Consider the following 26313-nt stretch of genomic DNA (forward strand, 5'->3'; position numbering starts at 1 on the left):
AAGGTTCAGTACGCGTCTGCGAGGTACTTCTTGGCGTTGTTCTTGTCGTAGAACTTGTCGGGGTTGATGACCTTCAGAGGGATCTTCTTGCCCGCAGCAAAGTCTTTGAGGGTCTGGAAGGCTTTCACACCGAAGCGGGGATTGCATTCCACCGTTGCCCCGAGTTTCCCTTGCAGGATCAGGTTCAGGGCTTCTTTCTGCCCGTCGATGGACACGATGATCACGTCTTTGCCGGGTTTTCTGCCTGCAGCTTCCAGGGCAGTGATGGCCCCAATCGCCATTTCGTCGTTGTGGGCAAAAACGGCGGTCACTTCCGGGTGGGCCTGCAGCAGGGTTTCCATCACTTTGCGGCCCTCATCGCGGGTGAAGTTCCCGGTCTGGGCAGCAATCACCTGCATGCCAGGGAATTTTTTGATGTAGGTGTGAAAGCCGTTTTTGCGGTCGTTGGCCGGGGAGGAGCCAGTGCTTCCTTCGAGCTCGATGATCTTGGCGTTCTGTTTGGTCGCCTTGACCAGCCATTCTGCGGCCCGTTTGCCTTCCTCGACAAAGTCAGACCCGATGAAGGTGATGTAGTCCCGTCCTGCTTTGGCAATGGAGTCATCGACATTGCGGTCAATGATGATCACCGGGATGCCTGCTTTTTTGGCTTCGAGCACCACTGGAGCCAGGGGTTTTTCCTCTCTGGGTGAGATGAAGATGGCGTCCACCCGCTGGGCAATCAGGGACCTCACATCTGCCACCTGTTTGGCTGCAGAGCCGCCCGCGTTGGTTTCCACCAGGGTCCAGCCCAGGCGCTTGGCTTCATCCTGCATGCTCTTGCTGAAGGCCAGACGCCACGGGTTGTCCGATTCCGTCTGGGAGAAGCCAATGCGGTATTTGTCTTTGACGGCGAGTTTGGGGAGCTCCTGGGCCCCTGCAGTCACCAGAGAGGATGTGATCGCTAACACGGAAAAGCCCAGCACAAAAGACTTCATTTTCATAACAAGCTCCTTTGAAGCATGATTTCGATGCTGTCATTCGGACCTGCAAAGCCCTGAAAGACAACTCAGCCGCACATGATGTGAGCGTTCTCAAAATTGTGGGTACAGCCTTCGATAAATGCAGTAAAGCACGGATCACAATAATGTGTCAAGTCTGTTACAAAGAATCCCCTGTACTGGACACGAGACCAGGGGTGGGTCCGTTGATGACTTTGTCCATGCTGGAAGTCAAAATGCTGTATGCATGGAGGTCTAAATAAGGGATGAGCGCTCACATGCTGGATCAGGCTTTTGTCTGTTGAATGGGCTCGCAAAGACAGGACATCCTCAATGAAGGTTGATTTCACTGTTCAAAAAGGCCACCAGCGACTGGGGTTCTCACGCATGAGTCTCCTGGCCTCTTCACTGTCCAGTTTCAGAAGCCCTCCACAACCACATTCTGGGCATTCATCCACGTAACGTATGGGAAGTTCCACGTCGGCCAGAAGCCCAAAAACATCATATTCGCTGTACGTGAAGCGTTTCTCTTTCAGCCCTGAGACCTGCTTGCGAACCACCTCGGGTTCGACCTTTTTTTTGCAATGGCGGCAATACATGGGCATGATTCAGTTTACTGCTGGTGATGATCCTGTTTGAAGGTTCTTCCAGAGTGAAAAAGGGACCCTCGATCAGTTTCCAGGGTCCCAATCATTGGCAAAGTCAAACAGAGACAGGTCCAGTTGGTTTCTGTCATTCCCCGGACATCAGGTCCACAAAAATGTGGGCCAGTTCAGGATCAAAATGGCTCCCACTGGTGCGCAGGATCTCTGCCAGGGCCTCTGCTTTGCTCCACGCCCGCTTGTAGGGCCGCTCATCGGTGAGGGCGTCATACACGTCGATCAGGGCGAAAGCACGGGCAGCCAGGGGGATTTTGTCCCCTGCCAGGGCTCCGGGGTAACCGGTGCCATCCCAGCGCTCGTGGTGGTAAAGCACCACATCGAGGGTCAACTGCGGCAGGGTGGGGATGTTTTTCAGCAGCTCAAAACCGATCACGGTGTGACGCTTCATGATGGCCCACTCGTCTGCATCCAGCTTTGCGGGTTTGAGCAGAATGTGGTCCGGAATGGAGATCTTCCCGGTGTCGTGCAGGTAGGCCCCCCAGCGCAGGGCATCCAGTGCATCCCCATCGAATCCCAGCACACGCCCGAGGCGCTCGGAGAGTTGCACCACCCGGTCGGTGTGCCCTTTGGTTTCGTAATTGCGGTACTCCAGCATCACGCCCATGGCTTTCAGGGTCTCTTCACGGGAGGCCTGCAGGTCATGCAGGTGGGCGGTGCGCTGTTGTTCGATCAGGCGCTCGGTCTCGATGCGGGCCGTGACATCCCTGCTGTTGATCACCACACCATCAAGGTCGGCGTCAACATCAGAGAACATTCCTGAGGTTTCCAGCCACACCCAGTGCCCATCTTTGTGCCGGAAACGGTAGGTGGCCTGAACCATCTGTCCAGGGTTCATCAGGGCCTGCTGAAAAACCTGCACCATCGTGGCAAGGTCATCTGGATGCACGTCCTGAAAAGCACTTCGCTGGTTCAGGTCTTCAGGGCTGTACCCCAGAATCGACTCAATGGAGGGGCTGACAAATTGCATGTTTCCCTGCACATCCATGATGCCCACAATGTCATGGCTGTGCTCGGTGAGCTTGCGGTAACGCCTTTCCTGGCCTTCCAGCCTTGAATGCAGCATGGCGCGTTGCAGGGCTTCTGCACAGCGCAGGGCCATGTCCCTCAGGAATTGCCTTTCGGTTTCACTGAAAGCCTGATTGCCGTCATAAGACAGGGTGAGGGCACCCAGGGTCTGGCCTTCCACCTGAAGGGACAGCACGGCATGGCTGCTGGATTCTGCCCCTTCGATGTGCTGCATGTGGGGGTACTGGATGGCCCAGTCATCGGTGCTGAGAAAGAGGTCATGACCGTTGCGGATGGCGTCTCCTGCAGGTGTGGGTGCAGCCAGGGGGAAACGGCGCCAGGGTTTTTCCAGGTTCTCTGGATAACCCATGCTCCCCAGAATTTCGATCTGTCCTCTGGGCACATCTGTCCACATGACCGAGCCTGCTCTGGCGCCCATGGCCTCCATGCCCTGAATGAGCATCACCTGCACCACCTCTTCGGTGGTCTGCACTGAAGAAAGCGCATGGGTGAGTTGCAGCAGGGACCGGGTGCGCTGTTCCATCAGCACACGGTGGCTCACATCCCGCACGGTGAGCAGGATGCCCCGGATCTGGGGATCATTCAGCAGGTTGACGGTGGTGCCTTCAAACCACAACCATTTGCCTTCCCCATCCTGCACACGGAAGGGGGGCATGGGCATGGGAATTCCATGCAACTGTGGACGCAGGCCATATTGCTGGATCACCGTGTGGTCTTCAGGATGAACCATTTCAAGCACATTCATCTGGGTCAGGCCAGACCTGCCAGACCGTTGCAGGTGCTGTTCCACCACTGCATTGTGCTCCAGCAGACGGCCCTGCGCATCCATCAGCACGATGGCATCGGTGGTGTGGTGCATCAGGGCACGAAACAAGGACATCTGGTTGTGAATGGAAGCATCAGGCATGGTGACCTCTCCGGGCCTGAAACCCTTCCGGGTGGAATTGGTGCGGCAGGAGGCCCCTTGATGTCAGGATAGGGGATGGGCTGTCACGGCTTCCTGAAAACCTGTGTTAAGAAAGGCTCACAGCAAGATGAACAAAACACAAATGAAAAAGTCTGGCTTCTTCACCAGACTCTTTCATCACCTGTAAACGTTTTCGAACATCTCAAAGCAGGGTCTTCTACAGCTCCACCAGGTACAGCTGAACCCGACCACCCTGATCCGAGGCATACAGGATGCGCTTTCCATCCCAGCTGAACGTCGGATGGCAGTGGCTCTCCTGGGTGTGCCAGGAGGTGCCGTGTGAGAGCAGCACTTCCAGTTTTGCCTCCTCTGAAGCGATGTCGATCAGGACCAGGTGGTCCAGATCATCCCCGACCAGCAGGGTGTTGTCCGGGTTTGAATGGTAATGGTTGCAGTAAAAAGGCATGTCGATGCGGCGCACTTCCTGACCATCCGGGTGCATCAGGGCCACGAAAGGCCGCATGCTGTTCTCATTGATGGCGACATGCTGCGCCACCGCCTGCGTGCGGTCCGAGGTCACCGTCCCGTCGTGACCCGGTCCCCGGTTGTCCAGAAAGATCAGACCGTCCTGCGTCCAGAATTCATGCCCGATGGCATCATCAGCGTCCTGGCGGAAACAGGGCCTGACTTCACGGGACACAGCATCGAGCACCCAGACCCGCTGGTTCACCAGGTTCCAGGGGCCTTCATGGCAGTACATGGCCAGGGTGGGGTCCACGGGGCTGAACTGAAAATGCCCCACCCAGTGGGTGTCCTGCTTCACATCAAAGTGGCCTGAACCATCGATCTTCGCGAAGGTGATGCGTCCATCCTTGCTGCGGTAAAAACCGTCTTTGAAGCCCGAGTAGTTCGCCCCCACCCCCTTGATGACCTTCTCGTTGCGGCAGAACCCCACGTACCTGCGGTTGGCACTGATGGACGGGGCCAGCAGGCCATAATTTCCGTGCTCCTCGTACAGGGTGGTGATTTCTCCGGTGCGGGTGTCGAGCTTGCGCACTTTGTTTCCCGCCAGATACACCACCAGTTCACTGTCCGGGGTTTTGGTGACCCGGGTGACCGACTGCTCCTCGTCGGTCAGGCGCACGGTTTCTCCAGTCTCGTAATTCATGCGGTACAACTGGTAATGGGGATTTTCGTGCGGGGCAAGGTCATGACCAGAATCCCGATCTGAACGAAAGTAGATCTCCGGTTTGCTGGAATCAAAAGCATTTTCGGTGAAATAAAGGTGCACATTGTTGCCAGAGTCGGTCAGCTGACGGATGGTGCGCCCGGTGTCCGGGTCCTTGAATTCCCTCATGACCGTCCTTCCAGGGCATACAGGTGCACCTCGTCCAGCAGGTCCTTTCTGACCGGGGTGAACATGTCGAGCAGTTCGCCAGCCTCCAGGGCCAGCGCCTCGTGCTCGATGCCTCCCGGAATGTGCAGGCTGTCCCCTGTCCGCAGCTCATGCTTCTGGGAACCCAGCGTGAACACGAAGCGTCCAGAAAGCACCAGGGTCAGTTGCTCGTGGGGGTGGCTGTGGCGGTTGCCTTCAGCACCTGATTCAAAACGCACCTGCATGGCCATCATGTGGTCACCGAGGGCCACCAGTTTGCGGATCACGCCGGGTTCGGCGCTCTCCCAGTCTCCTCCAAGTTTCATTGTGGGCTCCTAGGGTGGGGAAAGAGGGGAAGTTGGTCTGCCGGGAGCAGGGGGCAGGGGGCCGGCGGCCCAGCGCGAAACGTGCCGCCACGTGAGCGCGTGGTGGGGCCAAGACAGACCCGAGAGCCGAGGACAGAAGGCAAAAGGCGGGCCGTCTTACTGCCCCGTCCAGAGGGAAAGCCCAAAGAAAAACCCATCACTGCACCTCCAGATGAAAGGCACCAAACAGGTCTTTCGGGGGAATGGCTCCTCTGAAAGCGAGCTTCCTGGCTGCCACCCGATGGGCGAATTGAATGGCTTCTGGAAGAGGGGTGCTTTGCAGAAAACGGGTCAGAAAAGCCCCGTTCCAGCAGTCCCCGGCTCCTGTGGTGTCCATGACCTGGTCCACGGGAAGTGCGGGGATGTGCCCTTCTGCTCCTGCATGGTGGTAGAAAGCCCCGTCCTCACCGCTTTTCAGCACCACGAAAGGATGCAGGGCAGAAAGGACGTCAAGGGCCTGATGCTGATTCTGGACGGATGGTTCCAGAAAGGTGAGGTCTGCCGGAAAACTGGGAAGCAGGAGGTCCACCATCGGCAGCACCTCCTCGAAAGCGGTCCTTGCTGCCTCTAATCCTCCCTGGCTTTCCCAGAGCCTGGGGCGAAAATTGGGGTCATAAACCACCTGCACCCCGAAAGACCTTGCCATTTTCACTGCTTCCAGCACGGTCTTTCGGGCACTTTCACTGATGGCCTGGGTGATTCCAGACACCAGCAGCATGCGTGCGGAGGCCAGATAAGAAGGGTCGAGATGCTCAGACTGGAGCTTGGAGGCAGCGCTCCCTGCGCGGCGGTAGGTGAATTCCCGTTCTCCACCTTCCAGCAAACTGATGAAGTAAATGCCGTTCTCACCGGGAACCAGGGGGGCATGTGTGGTATCGATGCCTTCTTCTTCCCAGGAGGCAATGAGCCCTGGGCCGAAAGGGTCATCCCCCACCCTGCTGACAAAACCGGTTCTGAGGCCCAGACGGCTTGCCGTGACCAGGGTGTTCAGCACATCTCCCCCAAAACTGCGCTTCAGAGTGGGGGTGGTTCCCAGAGGCTGGTCTGCGTGACACTCCACCATGCACTCCCCAATGCCGATCAGGTCCAGGGCTTTCATGCCAGACCTGCTGCCTGCAGGGCTTGACGGGTGGCGGCTGTGACCGCTGCAGCATCTCCGGTTTCCACAGCAACTTTCGGGAACAGGTTGGAGCCCAGTCCCACCGCCAGAGCCCCCACAGTGCGGTATTGCACGACATCTTCTGGTCCCACCCCACCCGTGACCATGCACTTCAGGTCAGGAAAAGGCCCGAGCAGGTCTTTGAGGTAACCGAGACCTCCACTTGATCCGATGGGAAAGAGTTTCACCACCTCCACCCCCAGGCGCATGGCCCGCTGGATTTCGGTCGGAGTGATGACCCCCGGAACATAAGGCACCCCATGCTCCAGGGCCACCTCCAGCACATCGGTTCCCAGGTGAGGGCTCACCAGAAACCGGGCTCCAGCGGAGGTGGCCTGCAACGCCTGCTCTGCGTCCATCACCGTGCCTGCCCCCAGCAGGAACCCCTGGGGCACCTGCTCACGAAGTTGCTGCAGGGCAGAAGCAGCATCTGGTGTGGTGAAGGTGACCTCGATGGCTTTCAGGCCCCCTTTTGCAGCTGCTAGGGTCGCATGAACTGCCCTGTCTGCAGAAGAGGCCCTGAGCACCCCCACCACCCCGGCCTGTTGCAGCAGGAGTGAAATGGACATGGGGTGATCAGCGACTGAGCCAGCCACCATCCACCACCAGCACATGACCGTTCACGTAATCTGCAGCACTCGAGGCCAGAAACACCGCCGCTCCACCCAGATCCGCAGGACTCCCCCACCTGCCCGCAGGAATCCGGTCCAGAATCGCCTTCGAGCGCTCCGGATCTGCCCTGAGGGCAGCGGTGTTGTTGGTCGCAATGTACCCGGGGGCAATGGCGTTCACATTGATGCCTTTTGAGCCCCACTCGTTGGCCAGGGCCTTGGTGATCCCGGCCACCGCATGCTTGGAGGCGGTGTAAGACGGAACCCGAATGCCCCCCTGAAAGGACAGCAAAGAAGCAATGCTGATGATCTTCCCGTAACCCCTCTGCAGCATGCCTGCCCCTGCTGCGCGGGTCATGCGCCAGGTGGCATTCAGGTTGATCTCAATCACCTCGTTCCAGTCATCCTCCCCGAACTTCTCGGCGTCCTCACGGCGAATGATTCCAGCGTTGTTCACCAGGATGTCGACTTTCCCGAGGTCCCGCTCCACATCACGCACCAGGTCCTGCATGCCCGACAGATCGAGTTTTGAGAGGTCACAGGAGATGGAAGCGAAATCCTGTCCAGCTTCTTTGACCTGTCTTGCCGTTTCCCCATCGGTGTTGCCGAAGGCCGTGATGGCGACATTGGCTCCTGCCTGCGCAAGTGCAACAGCGATGCCCTGACCGATGCCCACCGTGCCTCCGGTAACGAGGGCTGTTTTGCCTTCCAGCGAGAAAGGGTTTTTAAATTGGGTCTGCACGTGGGTCATGGGGTACCTCTTTTGGCCGAGGGCCGAGGGCCGAGAGCCGAGGGCGAAAAGCCATTGCTCAGGCCTTGCCGTGGGTTTGCTGACGGCTGATGGGTGATCGCTAACCGCTTCATACCATCCCCACGGTTTTCTGCACCCAGCCGACCTCGGGATCGAGTTTCACCCCTTGCACCCGGCCATCTCCAGCCAGGAACCACAGGTAGTAACTCTGGTAGCCGGGTGCGGAAGTGTAGGTGTGGTAGCCATGAGGGATGGAGAGCAGGGTGTCATCCCGCACCTGATACGTCTGGTCGTACCCCCGTTCCGGGCTGTAGTGGCGCGTCAAACCCCAGCCTTCAGGAGAAGACACCCGGAAGTAGTACATCTCCTCATGGAATTTCTCCGGGCCGTTTTCCTCTTCGTGCTTGTGGGGCGGGTAGGTGCTCCAGTTGCCAGAGGGGGTGATGGTCTCTCCCACCATCAGCTTGCTGGCCGGGCGGCCATCGGGCTTCACGAGGATTTCCCGGAAGTTTCTTTTGTAATTCAGGGTGCCCCAGGTTCCGGTGTTCACCTGATCAGGACGGATCTCGTAAGGGTCGGTGTCCAGATCACTGGGTGCAGATGGAAGGGCAACTTCTATGCGACTCAGGGCAGTGATGGTGTAGGGGCTGTGCCTGGGCAGGTACACGCTGTGGGGATTTCCAGCAAAAACATTGGGCCTTCCCCCAATGCCTGAAAAAGTGTGGTCTCCCACCTGCACGTCTGCTTTGCCTGACAGCATCACCAGCAGGATTTCACGGTCTGCGGTTTCCCCGCTGTAACTCTCACCAGGGTTCAGGGTGAGTTTGGCAAACCTCAGCAGCTCACAGGCCTGATCTTCCAGCGGATGGAAGCCTTCTTTTTTCTCGATGGTGTGGAAATACTGGGTCATTGGATTCCTTTCAGGTGGGGCGTTCAGGGTCTCTGGGTTTCTGGCCCTGGGCGAGGCATGTCTTGACCACAGGTGTCGACTGAATTTTCTTGCAAGGGGTGAGCCATCGGCCCACCCCTACTTGATAAATCCCGTCTTCTGCAGCACACTGCGGGCGTTTTGTTCGTACTGGTCAAATCCCACACCCCGCAGGCCATTCAGGAAGCTGGTCCAGTTGGCGTCATTGAGGGGGCGCTGGCCCAGCACGAACTGCACCATGCTCTCGGAAACGTAACGCTCAATGTCAGCCTGGTTGGGTGCAGACGGGACCGCAAGGTCTCCGGTGCGGTCAATCCAGGGGGATTTCCTTGCCACAGTCAGGAAATCGGAATACAGGTTGTAAGTTCTGCCATCTGCGGAGGTGATGGGACCGTAACGGCCTTTCAGTTCGGTGGTGTTGCCGTTCATGGCAAGCCAGCGCATCTGGGTGTACTGTCCGCGTTCGCTGGGGTTGTTGGTGGTGACGGTGGGGACGCCTTTCACCAGGTTATAGTGCACACCTTTCTTGCCCCAGGCCAGCTGGTTGTAACCCTCACCGGAGTTGGCCCATTCCAGGAACTTGGCGATGGCCGGGCCTTTTCCCTGGTCCAGGGCTTTTCTGGAGACTGCAAAGAGCCATCCTGCACTGGCGAAAGTGCCTGTGGCGTTCTTGCCTCCCGGACCTTTGGGGGCGAGGATGTAGCGCACTTCGGCCTTGGGGTTGTTGGCGTCGAAGTTGCGGTATCCAGCGAGCAGGCCCCCGACACTTTCGAAGAACATGCCGTATTTGCCCTGCTGCCAGCGGGTCCTGAGGTCGGAGCGTTTCATGGTGGCCCAGTCGGGGTCCATCACTTTCGCTTCCACCATCTTGCGGATGAATTCGGTTGCTTTGCGGTAGTTGGGGTCTTTCACGTTGGCCGCAAATTTGTTCCCGGCTTTGTAATTCCAGGTGCCTGCCACCCCGTAGGCCCCATAAACCCACTGGAAGTGGTTGCCAAGGCCCAGACCGGGCAGGATGCCTGCGGTGTCAAAATCAATCACACCACCAAAACCGTAGGTGTCCTTCTTGCCGTTGCCGTCCGGGTCACGTTCGGTGAAGGCTTTTGCCACCTCCAGGAACTCATCCAGGGTGGTGGGGGCTTTGAGCCCCAGTTTGTCCAGCCAGTCCTGCCGGATCAGGATGCCGTACTGGCGGCTGAGGTTCACGGGGTCCTGCAGGCCCATCACCTTGCCATTCACGGTGACCAGCACACTGCGTTTCTTGTCGCTGTAACGCGCCCTGGTGCGTTTGGGCATCAGGGAGAGGATCGATTCCACAGGGGCCAGCTGACCCTGCTCCTGCAGTTTGAAAAAGAGGCTGCGGTTGCGAATCTCGAACAGGTCGGGCAGGTCGTTGGCGGCAGCCAGAGAACCCAGTTTGTTGTCCCCATCCACCCCTGGAGGCAACATGGAAAAGGAAAGGTCGATGCCCAGCCGGTCCTTGACCATCTTGTAGGTGTCCCAGCTTGCGGTGGGTGCTGGCGCTTCGGGATTCGCCGCCACCAGCATCACCTCGATGGCGTTCCTGTTCTGGGCGAAGGCACTTGAAGCAACGAGGGCCAGCGAAATCAGTCCTAAAGTTCTTTTCATGACACGTCTCCTTATCAGGCTGTCTGCAGGGGCAGCAGCTGCTCTGGGTGGGTTTTTGGGGATTCTGGGGGTTTTTCACAGGGCGACCTGTGGCACGCCCCTAATCTGGCCTTCTGCCTTCTGCTTTTGGCTCTGGGCCCTCGGCCTTTATTCCTTCACCCCCCCGGTCAGCGTTCCCCTGGTGAAATACTTCTGAATCCAGGGGTAGATCAGCAGCATCGGGAGGGTGGTCAGGACCACTGCAGCCATCTTGAGCGCCTCGGGGTGGGAGGTGGTGTTCGAGGTGCTTTCGGCGTAATCAGCGCTGTTGAGCCCGGTGAGGATGTCGCGCAGGATCACGGGCAGGGGCATCATTTCGCGGTCCGAGAAGAACAGGATGGGATCAAAGAAGTTGTTCCAGCTGGTGACGGCGTAAAACAGTCCAATGGTGAGCAGGATGGGTTTGGAGAGGGGCATCACGATGTGCCACAAAATCTGCAGCTCTGAGGCCCCGTCGATCCGTGCGGCTTCTTCCAGGGAGTCTGGCAGGTTCTCGAAGAAGTTTTTCATCACGAAGAGGTTGTACACGCTGACTGCACCGTTCAGCAGCAAGGCCCAGTAGGAGTTGATCAGGCCCAGGTCGCGGATCACCAGGTAAAGCGGAATGAGGCCTGCGTTAAAGAGGAAGGTGAAGAGGATCAGGCCAGAGATGATCTTGCGTCCGGGGAGGTCCCGTCTGGAAAGGGGGTAGGCGGTCAGGACGGTGACGATCATGCTGACGAGCACCCCGCCCACCGTGATGATCACGCTGTTGAGCCCGGCCCTGAGCATGGCGGGTTGCTTGAGGAGTTCAATGTAGGCGCTGAAGGACCACTGGGTGGGAGGCAGAAACAGGCTGCTTTTTTCGCCCATCGGGGTGACGGACACCATCACCACGTAAACCAGGGGAATCAGGGTGACAATCAGCACGAACAGCAGGATGCCGTTGATCAGGCCGTCAAAGAGCAGGTCGTCGCGGGTGCGGGGTTTGCGGGAGGTCAGGGTGTCTTCCATGGGCTTACCTCAGTACAGTCCGCGCCCGCTGAATCGCTGGGCCATGCGGTTGGCGGTGAGAATGAGGGCGAGTCCGATCAGGCCTTTGAACAGGCCCACCGCTGTGGCCAGAGAGAACTGGAAGTTCTGGATGCCCTGGCGGTAGACCCAGGTGTCAATCACATCTGCCACCGAGTAGACAGGCAGGGAGTACAGCACGAAGATCTGTCCAAATCCGGCGTCCAGAATGTGCCCGAGGCGAAGCAGGGTCACCAGGATGATCACGTCCAGCATGCCGGGAATGGAGATGTGCCAGATGCGCTGCCAGCGGGTGGCTCCGTCCACTTCAGCGGCCTCGTAGAGGGTGGGGTTGATGGAAAGGAGCGCTGCGAGGTAGAGGATGGCCCCCCATCCGGTTTCCTTCCAGATGTCGGAAAGCACAATCACGCTGCGGAAGAACTCCGGTGAAGTGAGGAAGGGAATGGTGTCTCCACCAAGGGCGCCGATGGCCTGATTGACCAGACCTTCACTGGGAGACAGCAGGGCCAGCAGCACCCCGAACACGATCACCCAGGACAGGAAGTGTGGGAGGTAACTGACCGTCTGTGCCCCTCTGGCCAGCCATTTCAGCCTGGCTTCGTGAATGGCAATCGCCAGGATGATGGCAGGAGGAATGCCGAGCACCAGTTTGGCCACCGAAATGATCAGGGTGTTGGTCATGAGCTGGCTGAAGTAAAACGATTCGAAAAACTGAATGAAGTACTTGAAACCTGCCCAGGGACTGCCCTCCACCCCGAGGGTCGGGTTGAAGTCCTTGAAAGCAATCTGGGCATTCCACAGGGGCCAGTAGCGGAAAACCACGAAGTACAGCAAGCCTGGAATCAGCAGCACATACAGGGCCTGGTGCCGCATGAGGCGTTTGAGGGTGCTGGTTTTCGGCCTGGGCAGTGGGGTGTCCTGGGGGGGTTCGGCAGTCAGGTCAGGTTTCATCGTCTCTCTCCTGTGGGCGCAGTTGTCCCTGCTTTGCTGGGAGGCCCAGAAAGCACATGCAGATGGGGGTTCAATTCAGGCTTTGCGGGGTCCGGTGGACTCGCGGACCACCAGGCTGCTGGGGAATTCAATCAGGGTGTCTTTGTGGGATTCACCGTCAAGCATCTCGCAGATCAGGCGCACTGCGGTGCTGTTCATGTCTTCAATGGGGTGAGAGACGGTGGTGAGGGTGGGATGGATCTGGCTTGCGGCCAGCACATCGTCGAATCCGACCACGGAAATGTCGTCTGGAATGCGCAGCCCTCGGTCTTTGATGGCATCGATCACCCCGAATGCGGTGGCGTCACTGGCCGCAAAGATGGCGGTGGGGGGTAAAGCATGGTTCAGGAGGTCCTGTCCCGCCTCGAAACCTCTGCGCTGGGTGAAGTTGCCCTCTGCAATCAGGGTGGGATCGAGCAGGCCCCTGGCCCCGAGGGTGTCTTTGAAGGCGCGCAGGCGCTCCTGGGCCTGTGTGGATTCTTTTGCTCCGGTCACAAATCCGATCCGCTCATGACCGAGGGACAGCAGGTGCTCGACGGCAGCCCTGGCCCCGTGGTAATTGTCTGCGCACACGGTGGGCAGGTGGGTTTTTGCCCCGAAGTGGTTGATGAGCACCACCGGAATCTTGCTTTTTTCCAGCGAGACCAGAAAACTGGCGGAGTCGCTGGGGACCACGATCAAAAGCCCATCTGCGAGGCCACTTTGCAGCATGCCGATGCGTTCCTGTTCGCGTTTCTGGTCCCTGCTGGTGGTGAAGACCCCCACATCAAGCCCCACCCGGCTTGCTGCTTCTGCCGCTGCACGGGCCACATCGGTGAAATACGGACTAATGAGTTCAGGGACCACCATGCCGAGCAGGTTGGTGCGGCCACCACGCAGGCTGCGGGCGGCGTAATTCACGGTGTACCCGAGGTCTTTTGCGGCTTTCAGGACCCGTTCACGGGTTTCCTGGGAGATGCGCCCCGAGTTGTTGAGGGTCTTTGACACCGTGACTTTGGACACCCCGGCAAGGCGTGCGACGTCGGCAATGGTGACAGATGCTTGCTCCACTTGAGCTCCTTTGGCAAACGGCACGACCTGATCGGCTGGATCAGGGGAACCGTAAACCCAGTCTGATCTGCTGGATCATTTCGGGTGGATCTGGATTCTGGTTAATCGTTAACCCAATGTAGCACCGGATCTCTGGTTCGTCAAGAGAGGGTAACCGTTAACCCAAAGCCTGAATGGTTCTTTTTTGACCGATTTTTATGGATGGGTAACCGTTAACCCTTGCAGGGGTTGTGTCTTCTTGAAAAGGGCTGATCCCTGCTCAGGACCCCTCTGCGACACAACTTGTCGTTTCAGGGCTGTACAGTCAGAACATGGGCCATTCCGCACTCCCCAGAGCCAAAAGGCTGCAGAAAATTCTGGAACTCCTCCGCCTGAAACCCCGCACCTGCCAGGAACTCGCAGAACGCTTCAACAGAAGTGTGCGCTCGATTCAGCGGGACATCGAGGTCCTGAAAGACGATGGAGAGGGCATCGAGGACCTGCCAGGAGACCGGTACTTCATCCCCTCGTTGCCCTCCTCCCTCAGTGCAGTGGAGGCACTGGCAGTTTACGCAGCCGCCAGACTGCTGTACCACCACGCCCCGAATTCGAAACGCTCCTACCTGACGGCCATGGAAAAGGTTTCTGCCCTGCTTCCCGAGAACATCCGGGCACAGTACCTGAACAGCACCCCTCCCCTGCAGGACCCCCGTTTTTCTGAAGGGCTGCTCGAAGACGTATCAAGGGCCTGGAAAGAACGCAGGGTGCTGTCCTTCCAGTACTGTGCACCCAACAAGAAACCCGAAGAACGCAAACTGGAAGTGTGGTTTCTGGAGGTCAGTCGGGTGAATCTGGACATCTATGCGATGGGACGCGACCCGGACAAGGACAGTTTCCGCACCTTCAAACTTTCCAGAATGCAACACACCCGACTGCTGCAGGAGAACTACACCATCCCCCCGGATTTTGACCCCAGCAAGGTGCTGAACCACGCCTGGGGGGTGGTGGGCCTGAGTGGAGGGGGCCTCACCACCATCCACCTGAGGTTCAAACCGGAAGCAGCCTACCGCATCCGGGAAGGGGGCTACCCCTCTCTTCACATCGAACAGGAATTGCCCGATGGCGGCCTCGAAGTCTCCTTGCAGGTCGGTACGGACACCGACCGCTTCCCACTGGAACTCATCTCCTGGGTGCAAAGCTGGGGAAGCCGGGTGGAGGTCCTCTCCCCTGCCAACCTGAGAGAACGCTGGCTGAATGAGGCCAGAGAGGTGGCCCGCTTAACGAACGACCCTGTTTGACGCAAGGGTGTTTTAACCTCTGGGCAGGGCAAGTGTCAGTTCACAGTTCACAGTCCAAAGCCCTTCTCAGGCGTTCACAGACCTCAGGAATGGATCGGATCTGGATCAATTCAGGTCCTCTGTGATACCGCGTCAGAAAGGATCAACATGGCAGAGTTCTGGGCACACACTCCAACCAACACCACTCCACCCCATTTGCTGAGAGAGCACCTGAGGACCGTCACAGACCGCACCTTGCAACACGTCAGGCATTACCGGGTGCCACATGTGCAGGATTACGCCCGCATCATTGGGCTTTTGCATGACCTGGGGAAATACAAGCTGGAATTTCAGACTTTAAGGCTCAATTACGACCCTCGCACAGGCCAGAGAACCACCAACCCTGAAGGCAAAGTGGACCATTCCAGTCTGGGTGCCTTTGTGACCAGACACAACTACAAAGCAACGGATCAAGGTTTCAATGTGATGTCTCAGGTGATCGCTGCCCACCACGCAGGTTTGCACACCCTCAGCCATCTCGAAGGACGCATTCAGGAATGCAGCAGAGACAGAGAGGGGTTCACAGAAGCTTTCAAAAACGCCATTCACGAACTTCCAGAGATCAACCAGCTTCCCAGGCAAGTCCTGCCTGCCCCCTTCAAACGCCAGCTCAGCAATGAGTTTTTCACCCGCATGCTGCTGAGTGCACTGGTGGATGCCGACTTCATGGACACCGAGGCCCACTGCAGCCCCCAGAAATCCAGCCTGAGGACCCATCCACAGGCCAGCCTGGAGGTGCTGAATGCACGCCTGGAAGAACAGCAGCAACAGTTCCAGCCCAATTCCAGCGTCAATGTGCTCAGGCAGGAGATGTACCAGAAGGTGATCGCTCAGGCGAAACTGCCCACAGGGTTCTTCAGGCTCTCCATGCCCACTGGAGCAGGAAAAACCCGCACTTCACTGGCTTTCGCCCTGCAGCACGCCCTGCACCATGACCTCTCAAGGGTGATTTATGCGATTCCCTTCACCAGCATCATTGACCAGACTGCACAGGTCTTCAAAGACCTCCTGAATCAGGGCAATGAAGAAAACGTGCTGGAGCACCACAGTGCCCTGGACCCCAAAAACATAGATGCTCTGGACACCCGCAGCTGGATCAAGCTCACCAGTGAAAACTGGAATGCCCCTGTGGTCGTGACCACCACCGTGCAGCTTTTTGAGAGCCTGTTTGCAAACCGCACCAGCCAGCTTCGCAAACTGCACAACATCGCTGGATCGGTGCTGGTGCTGGACGAAGTGCAAACCCTCCCTGCAAAACTGCTGAAACCCATCATGGACACCCTGAGTGAACTGGTGTCCTGCTATCAGGTCACCGTGGTTTTCTGCACAGCCACCCAGCCTGCTTTTGATGCAGCAAGTGGTCTGAACTTCACCGAATTGCAGCAGGCCAGGGACCTGCTTCCAGACGCAGCAAAATACTTCGAGGCCTTAAAACGGGTGAAGTACCATCTGGACACCGAAACCCCAAAAAGCTGGGAAGACATTGCCGAAGAACTGAAAGAGCATCCTCAGGTCCTGTGCATTCTGAACACCAGACCCCAGTCCAGAGAACTTTTCGATGCCCTGCAGGACCCTCAGGCCATTCAACTCTCCACCTGGCTTTTTCCAAAACACCGCAAAATGCTTTTGAAACGCATCCGCAGGCAGCTGCAGAAAGGACTTCCCTGCAGGGTGATTTCCACACAGCTGATCGAATGCGGGGTGGATGTGGATTTCCCGGTGGTCTACCGGGCCCTTGGACCGCTCGATGCCCTGGTGCAGGCCGCTGGGCGCTGCAACCGGGAAGGCAAGATGGCAGATCTGGGGCAGGTGGTCATCTTCCGACCCGAGGTCCCCAACTACCCCAGAGATGAGTACTTCATCCGGGTGCAGGAAACCGAGAAACTCCTGAAACGCAGCATCGATCTGGACGACCCGCAGATTTTTCAGGCTTATTTCACCCAGGTGCACCGGAACGTCGAGCAGAAAAAAGACGAGCACGGCAAAACCATCCAGGATTACCGCCAGCAGTACGACTACCCGGCAGTGAAGCAGATGTTCAGGATGATCGATTCAGACATGGTGTCTGTGGTCATCACCCGCATGCATGCCAGAAAGCACACCGTGGAACTCAAACGACCCCAGGAACTGCTGAAAACCCTGGAACACGCAGAACACCCAGGCAAGGACCTCTGGCGCGAACTGCAGCAGTACACGGTCAGCATTTACGTGAATCAGGTCCCGAAGCTGCAAAGGCACCTCAGGCAGATCACCCGGACCGTCACAAACAGGGATGGCAGCAGCAAAACCATCGAAATGCAGCTTTATGAGTGGAGGGGCATTTACGACTTTCAGAAAGGACTGGTGGCCGAAGATGACTTGAGCCTGTTTGTGAATTAAACACAAAATTGAAGGTCTGGGATGGCTCCCAGACCCCACTTCAAAGCCCTGTTTTGACCCTCTTAATGTTTCAATCCTCAGCAGTTGGCTGGACTCCCATTGTAGCAAGAGAGCTGCGACACCTTAAGAGGGAGAATGCTGATGTTTGTTTTTACACCTTTAATGAATAGTAAGAATCAAAGAAAGGAGCCAGAATGTGTTGACCCTCAAAGTGTGGGCAGAACACGCATGTTTCACGCGCCCGGAAAACAAGGTGGAGCGTGTCACTTACGACGTGATGACCCCGAGTGCCGCCCGTGGGGTGCTCGAAGCCATTTTCTGGAAGCCCCAGATCCGATGGAAGGTGCGGGAAATCTGGGTGCTGAAACCCATCAGGCATCACTCGATCCTCAGGAATGAGGTGAACAGCACAGCCTCTGCCAGCAGTGCCAGAAAATGGGTGCAATCTGGAGGGGGGTACTTCGCAGAGGAGGACCGCGCCCAGCGTCACGCTCTGATCCTCAGGGATGTGGAGTACATCATTCACGCGGATCTTGAACTTCTTCCCCATGCCACCGATCCCATTCAGAAGTACCTGGAGATGTTCAGGAGGAGGGCAGAGAAAGGGCAGGCCCACCATCAGCCTTATCTGGGGAACCGGGAATTCACAGCGTCCTTCTCCCCCATTGAGGGGCACGAAAAGCCCATCGATGTGACCGACGATCTGGGGAGAATGCTGTTTGACGTGCAGTACAGCCAGAGCAGCAAGGGAAAAATCAAATTCATGCAGCACGACGCGCAGGGGAGCAGGGTTGCTTCTGGCGTTGCCACCCCCAGGTTCTTTCAGGCCCGTCTGGAAAAAGGCATCCTGCACGTCCCACAAGAGCTTTATGGAGGTGCGTGATGCTGCTCGCTGAACTCGTGAAGCTCTCGGAACGCATGGAGCAGGAAAAGGCCACCCTGGAAGATGCCCAGACGGTACCCTCTGGATACCAGATGCAGGCCATCAAAGCTTTTATTTCTCTTGATCTGGATGGGAATTTTATTGAAGTGAATTTCACTTCAGGGCAGAAAGGCAAGAAGGATCTGGGTCAATCATATGCGGTACCACATGTGATGAGGTCTTCCGGGACCAGGGCAAAACTGCTGAGCGACAATGGAGAATATGTCCTCGGGTATCCCAAAAAAGAGGGAGATCCGAAGGTGGTAGAGCGGCATCAGGCTTTTGTGCAGACCCTGCAGGCCTGCTTTGAGGCCACCCAGAATCCACATGTGGAAGCCATCCTGAAGTACCTCAGGGCTTTCTCTCTGGAAGACCTGAAACCCCATCTGACAGATGCCTACCTGCCCGACATGAATGTGAGTTTCGAGGTGGGCGGCATCCGGCCCTTTGAACTGCCTGAAATCCAGCAGTTCTGGAAAACCAGGGTGATGGGTGGAAGCACTGACACTCCAGATGCTCATGATGACCCTTCTGGTCTGCAGTCCCTGATTTCAGGGAAAACAGGCACCATCATGGAGCGGGAACCCGTCAAGATCAAAGGGATTCCTGATGGACAGACCAGTGGCATGAATTTCATCTCAGCCAACGCTGGAGCTTTTGAGTCCTATGGTCTTGAGGCCTCCCAGATTGCTCCTGTGCTGGTGCAGGAAGCCGAACAATACGCCAATGCCCTGAATGCCCTGCTCAAAGACCCGAACACCTGCCTCAGGCTCGGAGGCATGGTTTACGTGTTCTGGACCAGAGAAGGCACCACACCTCCTGTGGGCCTGATGCTCAGTCAGCCGTCAGATGCACTGGGAGAGGGTTTTTTTGATGCCTTCCTGACCGAAGATGTGACCTTCAAAGCCACCAGTCGCCCTGAGCAGATTCGGGATGCCCTGAAAGGCGTGTTCTCAGACGGCCAGAAAAACCTGGATCTGGAAAAGACCGATTTTTTCGCGGTGGGCCTCTCCGCCAGTGGGTCCAGGGTGGTGGTCCGGCACCACATCAAGACCTCGGTGGCTGCATTGCTGGGCACCCTCGGATATTACTACGCTGCCCAGCATGTGGTTTCTGGCTGGTCCGGTCAGGGAGAAATACACGGAATTTACAGCCTGATTGCCAGCATGTACCGGGATGCCCGCAAGGAAATGACCCGCTTTGATGCAGACCACCTTTTGGCTTTTGCCTTCAGCAAAGAACCTCTGCCCTACACCTTCCTGCAAAGGGCCGTACAGCGGAACCGGGCTGAGAAGCGCGTCACCCACCCCAGAGCGGCACTGCTGAAAACCACCTTGATTTCCAGAGGGAGACTGAACATGGGAGAACTTGAACAGCTGGACACCACTTTCGCAGACCCCGCCTACCACCTTGGGCGACTGCTCGCCGTGCTGGATGACATTCAGGGGGCCGTCATGCGGGCCAATGCCACCCTGGTGGACCGTTATTACGGCTCCCTCAGCACCACACCTGCCAGCGTGCTCGGCAGGCTCCTGCAAGGCACGCAGCACCACCTGGCCCGGCTCAGGAAGGACAAACCCGGCGTGTACAACCTCAAACAGCGCCAACTCGAAGAAGTGCTGCAGCACCTGAAACCCGGCACCATTCCCAGGGTGATGACCCTGGAAGGACAGTCCCTGTTTGGTCTGGGGTATTACCACCAGAAAGCCCAGATCAGTCAGGCCATTCAGGAAAAATCAGCCCAGAAGAAAGCCCAGAACCCCCAGAATCCCCTCTTCGATGAAAAGGAGTCCAACGATGAGTGACAGACCCTACACCAACGCTGCTGTTCGCCATGAGTTCGTGCTGGTTTTCGACGTGCAAAATGGGAACCCCAACGGCGACCCGGACGCCGGGAATCTTCCCCGCATCGATCCAGAGACTGGACGGGGCATTGTCACCGATGTGGCCCTGAAGCGCAAAGTGCGCAACTACATCGACGCCCTCAAAGGAAACGAGGAGCGCTACAAGATTTACGTGCAGCAAGGGGCCATCCTCAACGAGCGCAACATGCGGGCCTACAAGGAACTGGGGAAAGATCCCAAAAAGGCCACAGGGAAGGACATCTCAGACACCCGCAGGTGGATGTGTGACAACTTTTATGACATTCGCACGTTCGGGGCCGTGATGAGCACCGAAATCAACTGTGGTCAGGTGCGCGGACCCATCCAGCTCACTTTTGCACAATCCGTGGACCCGATTCTGGGCATGGACATCCCGATCACCCGTGTGGCCCTCACCAACCCTGGCAAGAACACCGAACAGGTGGAAGGGAGTGAAAGTCAGGCCACCCACGGGACCATGGGCCGCAAAGCTTACGTCCCATATGGACTGTATGTCGCCAAAGGTTTCTTTGTGCCCAGCTTTGCCACAGACACCAAATTCAACGATGAAGACCTTGAAGTGTTCTGGCAGGCCCTGATCAACATGTGGGACCTGGACCGCAGTGCCTCACGCGGGATGACCAGTTGCAGGGGTCTTTACGTGTTCAGCCATGACAGTGCCCTCGGGAATGCCCCTGCCCACAAACTGCTGGACCGCATCCAGATCAGGCGGCAAGACGGCACCGAAGCTGCACGCAGTTACAACGACTATCAGGTGGATGTGCAAGGTGAAGGGCTGCCCAATGGTGTGACCCTGACTGTGCTGACCGAGGGATGAGGGCATGCAGGTGGTGTCCCTGTCGGCCCTGCAGCATTATCTGTTCTGCCCCAGGCAGTGCGCCCTGATCCACGTGGAACAGGTGTGGGAAGACAACCTGTACACCGAAAGGGGCAACAGACAGCATCAGAAAGTGGATGTTCCCCGCAGTGAGAAACGGCCAGGGGTGCGGCAGGAATACGCCATGCCCCTGTGGAGTGAAAGCCTGCAGCTCTCCGGGAAAGGGGACCTGATCGAATTCCTGAAAGACGGCACCCCTTACCCCGTGGAGCACAAAGTGGGCCGCAAACTCAAGTTGGCTGATCAGATCCAGCTCTGCGCCCAGGCCCTGTGCCTTGAAGACATGTTCCAGCGCCCTGTTCCCAGCGGGGCGCTTTTCTACCACAGCATCAGGACCAGAAAAGAGGTGGAATTCACCCCGGAACTCCGGCAACTCACCCTGGACACCATTGACCAGACCCGCAACCTGCTGGAAAACCTCCTGCTTCCCAGAGCCCAGTACGATGAGCGCTGCACCCACTGCTCTCTGATCGACCTGTGCCTCCCGGAAGCCCACCAGGTCTTTGAACCGGAGGACCCATGCAAACCCTCCTGAACACCCTCTACATCCAGACACAAGGCACTTACCTGAATCTGGACCACGAAACCATCAAAATCCAGCTGGAAGGACAGACCCGACAGCACGTTCCCCTGCACCACATTTCGGGGGTGTGCGTGTTCGGGAATGTGAGCATCAGCCCGTTTCTGATTCACAAGTGCGCCAGGGAAGGCAAAACCATCACCTGGCTCACCGAAACCGGGCGTTTTCAGGCCCGCACAGAAGGCCCCATCAGCGGGAATGTGCTGCTCAGGCAGGCGCAACATCTGGCCCTCAGCAACCCGGAGCAGACCCACCGAATTGCCCTGCAATTCGTGCTCGGGAAACTGCAGAATTCCAGGGCTGTCCTGCAAAGGCACAAACGCGATTACCCTGACTCGGAACTTGAAGCACCCATTCAGTCCCTCCAGAGCAGCATCCGCAGCCTGCAAAACTGCAGCCATCTGGACACCCTGAGGGGCATTGAAGGAAACGCAGGTGCAGACTACTTCTCGGTCTTCCCTGTGCTCATTCGCAACGGGCAATTTCATTTCACAGACCGCAACAAACGCCCACCCCGCGACGCCACCAACGCCCTCCTGTCCTTCATTTACGCCCTCCTCACAAGTGACTGCAGCTCAGCCATTCAGGCTGTTGGTATGGACCCCCAACTGGGCTATTTGCATGTGCTTAGACCCGGCAGGCCCGCACTGGCCCTTGACCTGATGGAAGAATTCCGCAGCTGGTTCGCGGACCGACTGGCCCTCAGCCTGATCAACCGCCAGCAAATTCAGCCCCAGCATTTCGAAGAACGGCCCGGAGGTGCAGTCCTGCTGAACGACACAGGCCGCAAAGAAGTCCTGATGGCCTACCAGAAACGCAAGCAGGAATCCCTGCTGCACCCTCTCTTCAAAAACCCCATCCCCATCGGACTGATTTTTCACGTGCAGGCCAGGCTCCTCGCGCGGCACCTGCGTGGAGATCTGGACCTGTATCCTCCATACAGGTGGAAATGACATGGATGTGCTCATCACCTACGATGTCAACACCCAGACCCGTGAAGGCCGCAGACGCCTCCGCAAGATCGCCACCGCATGCCAGAATTACGGCCAGCGGGTGCAGCTCAGTGTCTTCGAATGCACCATCAACCAGATGCAGCTCGAAACCCTGGAAGCAAAACTGCTTGGCATCATGGATGTTGAGCAAGACAGCCTCAGGATTTACGTCCTCAAAACAGGACGCGAGAAAGCCCTGAAGGTTTACGGACTGGACCACTATGTGGACTTCCAGGACCCCCTGATTCTGTAAGTGCGAACCACAGGCACACGGTAAAATGCAGGGGTGTTCGCACAGAGCAAAAAGCTGCTCGGGTTGTTTGAAAACCAGATCGCAAAGCACAAAAACAGGCTCCAGGGAGGTCTTGCAAAGCAGGTTCGCGCAAAGCATAATAGAAATGCCGTGCAGGACATTAAAATTCTGATCGCGGTTTCTCCCAGATTCCTGTCTGGGAGCGGATTGAAACTTCAGGTTTTGCAGCACAACGGTGCTCTGGGTCTTGTTTCTCCCAGATTCCTGTCTGGGAGCGGATTGAAACGGTTTGTTGTCCATGCCACCCAGACCCATTTGTTTGTTTCTCCCAGATTCCTGTCTGGGAGCGGATTGAAACTGGTGTCCACCCGTGACGCCGTGTACGACCCGAACGTTTCTCCCAGATTCCTGTCTGGGAGCGGATTGAAACCAGCACTCTGGGCGTCTTGCAGGAGGCGCAATTGCTCCGTTTCTCCCAGATTCCTGTCTGGGAGCGGATTGAAACATCACTGGAATCCAGCAAGCCCTGCAGTGCTCCCTGTTTCTCCCAGATTCCTGTCTGGGAGCGGATTGAAACAGCGCTTGCGCTTGCCGTCTAAGCCCTTGTGATGAGTTTCTCCCAGATTCCTGTCTGGGAGCGGATTGAAACTCCAGAGCCCAGAGCATGGAGCGCCTGTCCGGTGCGTTTCTCCCAGATTCCTGTCTGGGAGCGGATTGAAACTCACGGTAGATCAGGCTGTTGTTGGTCAGGACGGCGTTTCTCCCAGATTCCTGTCTGGGAGCGGATTGAAACACGGCATCGGTGTACCGAAAAAACACCCCATCCGTTTCTCCCAGATTCCTGTCTGGGAGCGGATTGAAACATCTGGTGCCGCCTGCCTCACCCGGAGGACGACTGGTTTCTCCCAGATTCCTGTCTGGGAGCGGATTGAAACCCGATCCACCGCACATCCCGGAAAACCTCCCATGGGGGTTTCTCCCAGATTCCTGTCTGGGAGCGGATTGAAACGGAATGTTTGCCGAATCTGTCATATCTGAATTGTACGTTTCTCCCAGATTCCTGTCTGGGAGCGGATTGAAACAAATGAAAATTGCGAAGAGTCCTGAAAAGAATGCACCGTTTCTCCCAGATTCCTGTCTGGGAGCGGATTGAAACAAGTGCTCCTGCCATGTTTCACCTCCTTTTGGTGGTTTCTCCCAGATTCCTGTCTGGGAGCGGATTGAAACAGGGTGTTGTTGAACACCTTCACGGCAATGTCGGCCGTTTCTCCCAGATTCCTGTCTGGGAGCGGATTGAAACAAAAACTCCACCACTTGGACTGGGGCAGGGAAGTACGTTTCTCCCAGATTCCTGTCTGGGAGCGGATTGAAACGAGGACTGGGACGCCGCCAAGACTGGCGTGAAGCACGTTTCTCCCAGATTCCTGTCTGGGAGCGGATTGAAACACGCAGGACGTGATCGATCTGGAGCGGGCCTCGGATGGTTTCTCCCAGATTCCTGTCTGGGAGCGGATTGAAACGAGTAGGTCGCGCCGACCCCGGTCCCGAGCCGGACCGTTTCTCCCAGATTCCTGTCTGGGAGCGGATTGAAACGGTTGGCCTGCACGTGAAGTGGATGTGATCACCCCTGTTTCTCCCAGATTCCTGTCTGGGAGCGGATTGAAACTTCCACAACCTCGGGGTCTGCCACCACAGTGGGATGTTTCTCCCAGATTCCTGTCTGGGAGCGGATTGAAACCAATGTGTAAGCAGTCCAGCCAGAGTGTTTGGCGGTTTCTCCCAGATTCCTGTCTGGGAGCGGATTGAAACCTTTGTGGCCTGGGCAGAACTCAGTGTGCTGAAGTTTCTCCCAGATTCCTGTCTGGGAGCGGATTGAAACACCGTGCAGGTGGACGTTTACGCCCTTGAGGACCCCATGTTTCTCCCAGATTCCTGTCTGGGAGCGGATTGAAACCTTTCAATCTGTTCAAGTGTGCCATCACGAGGCTCGTTTCTCCCAGATTCCTGTCTGGGAGCGGATTGAAACATCGGGGCGTACCACACCACCCTGAAAGGCATCCTGGTTTCTCCCAGATTCCTATCTGGGAGCGGATTGAAACCTGCAGACCGGGCCCCCAAAATCCAGCAGGTCAAGAAGTTTCTCCCAGATTCCTGTCTGGGAGCGGATTGAAACAACATCTGGGAGGATCAGACCTCTGGGCTCCCACATCGTTTCTCCCAGATTCCTGTCTGGGAGCGGATTGAAACCTGGCGTATGCCTGAGCATGGTGAGTCCTTCCGGTGGTTTCTCCAAGATTCCTGTCGGGGAGTGGATTGAAACGACGCTCTGGCTGCCGATGTGGCCGATCTGGGTGGTTTCTCCCAGATTCCTGTCTGGGAGCGGACTGAAATATCGGGGACCACCAGCAGATGCCTCCGGTGGAAGGATTCTCTCAGTTTCTTACATGAAAAAGCTGATTTTGCGAGCGAGCCCGAGGCACTTGCTGAAATCATAAAAATGCAGTCCAGACCACTTCCCAGCGTGAAGATTCTGAGTCCTGCCCAGCGCACCCTTGAATGCAGGTTCATGGTTTCACATATCTTACCGTTCTGAAAAAACTCGCCCTTTACACTCTGCCCATGAAAGCACTGGGGATTTTTTTCTTGTTCAGCACAGCATCAGCAGCACCACAGCTGGTGACTTTGACGGGCATCCAGCATGAGTACCAGGGATACAACAATTGCGGCCCCACCACCCTGGGCATGTACCTGTCCTACTGGGGCAGTCCTCTGAGGCAACAGAACATCGCTCCGATCCTCAAACCCAACACACAGGACAAAAACGTCAGTCCGCAGCAGATCGTGAAGTACGTGCAGTCCAAAGGCTTCAAGGTGCATCACGGTCTGGCAGGCAACAGTGGAACCCTCAAACAACTGCTGGCAGCCAGAATTCCCGTGATGGTCGAAACCTGGATGGAAGACCCCACAGAGGGCGGAATGGGCCATTACCGATTGCTGGTGGGCTACAACGACAAAGCGGGGCACTTTCTGGCCCACGATTCCTACCTGGGTCCCAACCTGAAGCTGCCGTACCGCCAGTTTGACCAGCGCTGGCAGGTGTTCAACCGCACCTTTCTGGTGGTCTACCCCAGAAGTCAGGCGAAGAAAATCGAGACCTTGCTGTCCTGGCGCACCTCCAGCATCAGGACCAGGAAGCATGCCCTGAAAGTCGCCCTGACAGAAACACGCAGCACTCCAGGCAACCCTTACGCCTGGTTCAATCTGGGCAGCACCCTCACCCGCCTGAACAGCCCCATTTCTGCCCTCAAAGCATTCAGGAAAGCGGAGAAACTGGGACTGCCGGAACGCATGCTCTGGTACCAGTTTGAACCCTTCCAGGCGTACAGCCAGCAAAAACAGCCCCAGAAGGTTCTGCAACTGGCCCGTCAGGTGCTCAGGAAAGCCCCGGACCATGAAGAGGCCCTGTACTGGCGGGGACAGGCGCATCTGCAACTGAACCAGAAATCAGCAGCAAAACAGAGTTTCAGGCAGGCCCTCAAATTCCGTCCCACTTTTGGCCGGGCTCAGGAAGCCCTGAAAGGAACGGAGGGATGAAGCTCAGGCCAGGTCAGGTCCACCTGGGCTTGTGTAT

The 26313-nt window shown here is 57.1% G+C and carries 22 protein-coding genes and 1 CRISPR repeat array; of the genes, 9 read left to right on the plus strand and 13 right to left on the minus strand.

Going from position 1 to position 26313, the window contains the following annotated elements:
* Positions 1–5 precede the first annotated feature (5 nt).
* From DC3_RS09465 to DC3_RS09525, 13 genes are all read right to left on the minus strand, one after another.
* Complete coding sequence (locus DC3_RS09465) at positions 6–980, minus strand: ABC transporter substrate-binding protein (RefSeq protein WP_307724737.1); 975 nt, start codon at positions 978–980, stop codon at positions 6–8.
* 350 nt (positions 981–1330) lie between these two features.
* Positions 1331–1582, minus strand: coding sequence for a hypothetical protein (locus tag DC3_RS09470; RefSeq protein WP_146884114.1), 252 nt, complete (start codon positions 1580–1582; stop codon positions 1331–1333).
* A 127-nt stretch (positions 1583–1709) separates the two neighbouring features.
* On the minus strand, positions 1710–3572 hold the full coding sequence (locus DC3_RS09475) for a PAS domain S-box protein (RefSeq protein ID WP_146884115.1): 1863 nt from the start codon (positions 3570–3572) through the stop codon (positions 1710–1712).
* 217 nt (positions 3573–3789) lie between these two features.
* A complete protein-coding gene (locus DC3_RS09480) occupies positions 3790–4929 on the minus strand; it encodes an oligogalacturonate lyase family protein (protein ID WP_146884116.1) in 1140 nt (379 codons plus the stop codon).
* The gene (locus DC3_RS09485) at positions 4926–5273 is read right to left on the minus strand and encodes a cupin domain-containing protein (protein WP_146884117.1); all 348 of its coding nucleotides are present in this window, start codon (positions 5271–5273) and stop codon (positions 4926–4928) included. Before DC3_RS09485 ends, DC3_RS09480 begins: the two co-directional genes overlap by 4 nt.
* A 196-nt stretch (positions 5274–5469) precedes the next feature.
* Positions 5470–6411 carry a sugar kinase gene (locus tag DC3_RS09490; RefSeq protein WP_146884118.1) on the minus strand — a complete coding sequence of 314 codons (942 nt, stop codon included), beginning with the start codon at positions 6409–6411 and terminating at the stop codon, positions 5470–5472.
* Complete coding sequence (locus DC3_RS09495) at positions 6408–7040, minus strand: bifunctional 4-hydroxy-2-oxoglutarate aldolase/2-dehydro-3-deoxy-phosphogluconate aldolase (RefSeq protein ID WP_146884119.1); 633 nt, start codon at positions 7038–7040, stop codon at positions 6408–6410. The genes DC3_RS09490 and DC3_RS09495 overlap by 4 nt, the downstream gene beginning before the upstream one ends.
* A 7-nt stretch (positions 7041–7047) precedes the next feature.
* Positions 7048–7833, minus strand: a complete 786-nt coding sequence (gene kduD / locus DC3_RS09500) for a 2-dehydro-3-deoxy-D-gluconate 5-dehydrogenase KduD (protein WP_146884120.1) — start codon at positions 7831–7833, stop codon at positions 7048–7050.
* 109 nt (positions 7834–7942) lie between these two features.
* Positions 7943–8743: a 5-deoxy-glucuronate isomerase gene (gene iolB, locus DC3_RS09505; protein ID WP_146884121.1), complete on the minus strand. Its 801-nt coding sequence runs from the start codon at positions 8741–8743 to the stop codon at positions 7943–7945.
* A 117-nt stretch (positions 8744–8860) separates the two neighbouring features.
* The gene (locus tag DC3_RS09510; RefSeq protein WP_146884122.1) at positions 8861–10390 is read right to left on the minus strand and encodes a type 2 periplasmic-binding domain-containing protein; all 1530 of its coding nucleotides are present in this window, start codon (positions 10388–10390) and stop codon (positions 8861–8863) included.
* Between the two features lie 147 nt (positions 10391–10537).
* Positions 10538–11422 carry a carbohydrate ABC transporter permease gene (locus DC3_RS09515; RefSeq protein WP_146884123.1) on the minus strand — a complete coding sequence of 295 codons (885 nt, stop codon included), beginning with the start codon at positions 11420–11422 and terminating at the stop codon, positions 10538–10540.
* Positions 11423–11431: 9 nt separating this feature from the next.
* Positions 11432–12391, minus strand: coding sequence for an ABC transporter permease (locus DC3_RS09520; protein WP_146884124.1), 960 nt, complete (start codon positions 12389–12391; stop codon positions 11432–11434).
* 75 nt (positions 12392–12466) lie between these two features.
* A complete protein-coding gene (locus tag DC3_RS09525; protein WP_146884125.1) occupies positions 12467–13480 on the minus strand; it encodes a LacI family DNA-binding transcriptional regulator in 1014 nt (337 codons plus the stop codon).
* Between the two features lie 311 nt (positions 13481–13791).
* On the opposite strand from DC3_RS09525, the gene DC3_RS09530 reads away from it, so the two are divergent.
* The 9 genes from DC3_RS09530 to DC3_RS09570 all read left to right on the plus strand — a co-directional run bounded on the left by DC3_RS09530 (position 13792) and on the right by DC3_RS09570 (position 26276).
* A complete protein-coding gene (locus DC3_RS09530) occupies positions 13792–14757 on the plus strand; it encodes a helix-turn-helix transcriptional regulator (protein ID WP_146884126.1) in 966 nt (321 codons plus the stop codon).
* Between the two features lie 147 nt (positions 14758–14904).
* Positions 14905–17175, plus strand: coding sequence for a CRISPR-associated helicase Cas3' (gene cas3 / locus DC3_RS09535; RefSeq protein ID WP_146884127.1), 2271 nt, complete (start codon positions 14905–14907; stop codon positions 17173–17175).
* Between the two features lie 196 nt (positions 17176–17371).
* Entirely contained in the window at positions 17372–18058 is a 687-nt protein-coding gene (cas5c, locus tag DC3_RS09540; protein WP_146884128.1) for a type I-C CRISPR-associated protein Cas5c, read from the plus strand.
* Positions 18058–19902 carry a type I-C CRISPR-associated protein Cas8c/Csd1 gene (cas8c, locus tag DC3_RS09545; RefSeq protein ID WP_246130618.1) on the plus strand — a complete coding sequence of 615 codons (1845 nt, stop codon included), beginning with the start codon at positions 18058–18060 and terminating at the stop codon, positions 19900–19902. The genes cas5c and cas8c overlap by 1 nt, the downstream gene beginning before the upstream one ends.
* Entirely contained in the window at positions 19895–20797 is a 903-nt protein-coding gene (gene cas7c, locus DC3_RS09550; RefSeq protein WP_146884130.1) for a type I-C CRISPR-associated protein Cas7/Csd2, read from the plus strand. The genes cas8c and cas7c overlap by 8 nt, the downstream gene beginning before the upstream one ends.
* A gap of 4 nt (positions 20798–20801) precedes the next feature.
* On the plus strand, positions 20802–21392 hold the full coding sequence (gene cas4, locus DC3_RS09555) for a CRISPR-associated protein Cas4 (RefSeq protein ID WP_146884131.1): 591 nt from the start codon (positions 20802–20804) through the stop codon (positions 21390–21392).
* Entirely contained in the window at positions 21377–22390 is a 1014-nt protein-coding gene (gene cas1c, locus DC3_RS09560; protein WP_146884132.1) for a type I-C CRISPR-associated endonuclease Cas1c, read from the plus strand. The genes cas4 and cas1c overlap by 16 nt, the downstream gene beginning before the upstream one ends.
* Position 22391: 1 nt before the next feature.
* Positions 22392–22682, plus strand: a complete 291-nt coding sequence (gene cas2 / locus DC3_RS09565; protein WP_146884133.1) for a CRISPR-associated endonuclease Cas2 — start codon at positions 22392–22394, stop codon at positions 22680–22682.
* Between the two features lie 177 nt (positions 22683–22859).
* A CRISPR array of direct repeats spans positions 22860–25073; the repeat unit is 37 nt; unit sequence GTTTCTCCCAGATTCCTGTCTGGGAGCGGATTGAAAC.
* Between the two features lie 228 nt (positions 25074–25301).
* A complete protein-coding gene (locus DC3_RS09570) occupies positions 25302–26276 on the plus strand; it encodes a tetratricopeptide repeat protein (protein ID WP_146884134.1) in 975 nt (324 codons plus the stop codon).
* Positions 26277–26313 lie beyond the last annotated feature (37 nt).

The sequence above is a fragment of the Deinococcus cellulosilyticus NBRC 106333 = KACC 11606 genome, from assembly GCF_007990775.1.
Lineage (GTDB): Bacteria > Deinococcota > Deinococci > Deinococcales > Deinococcaceae > Deinococcus_C > Deinococcus_C cellulosilyticus.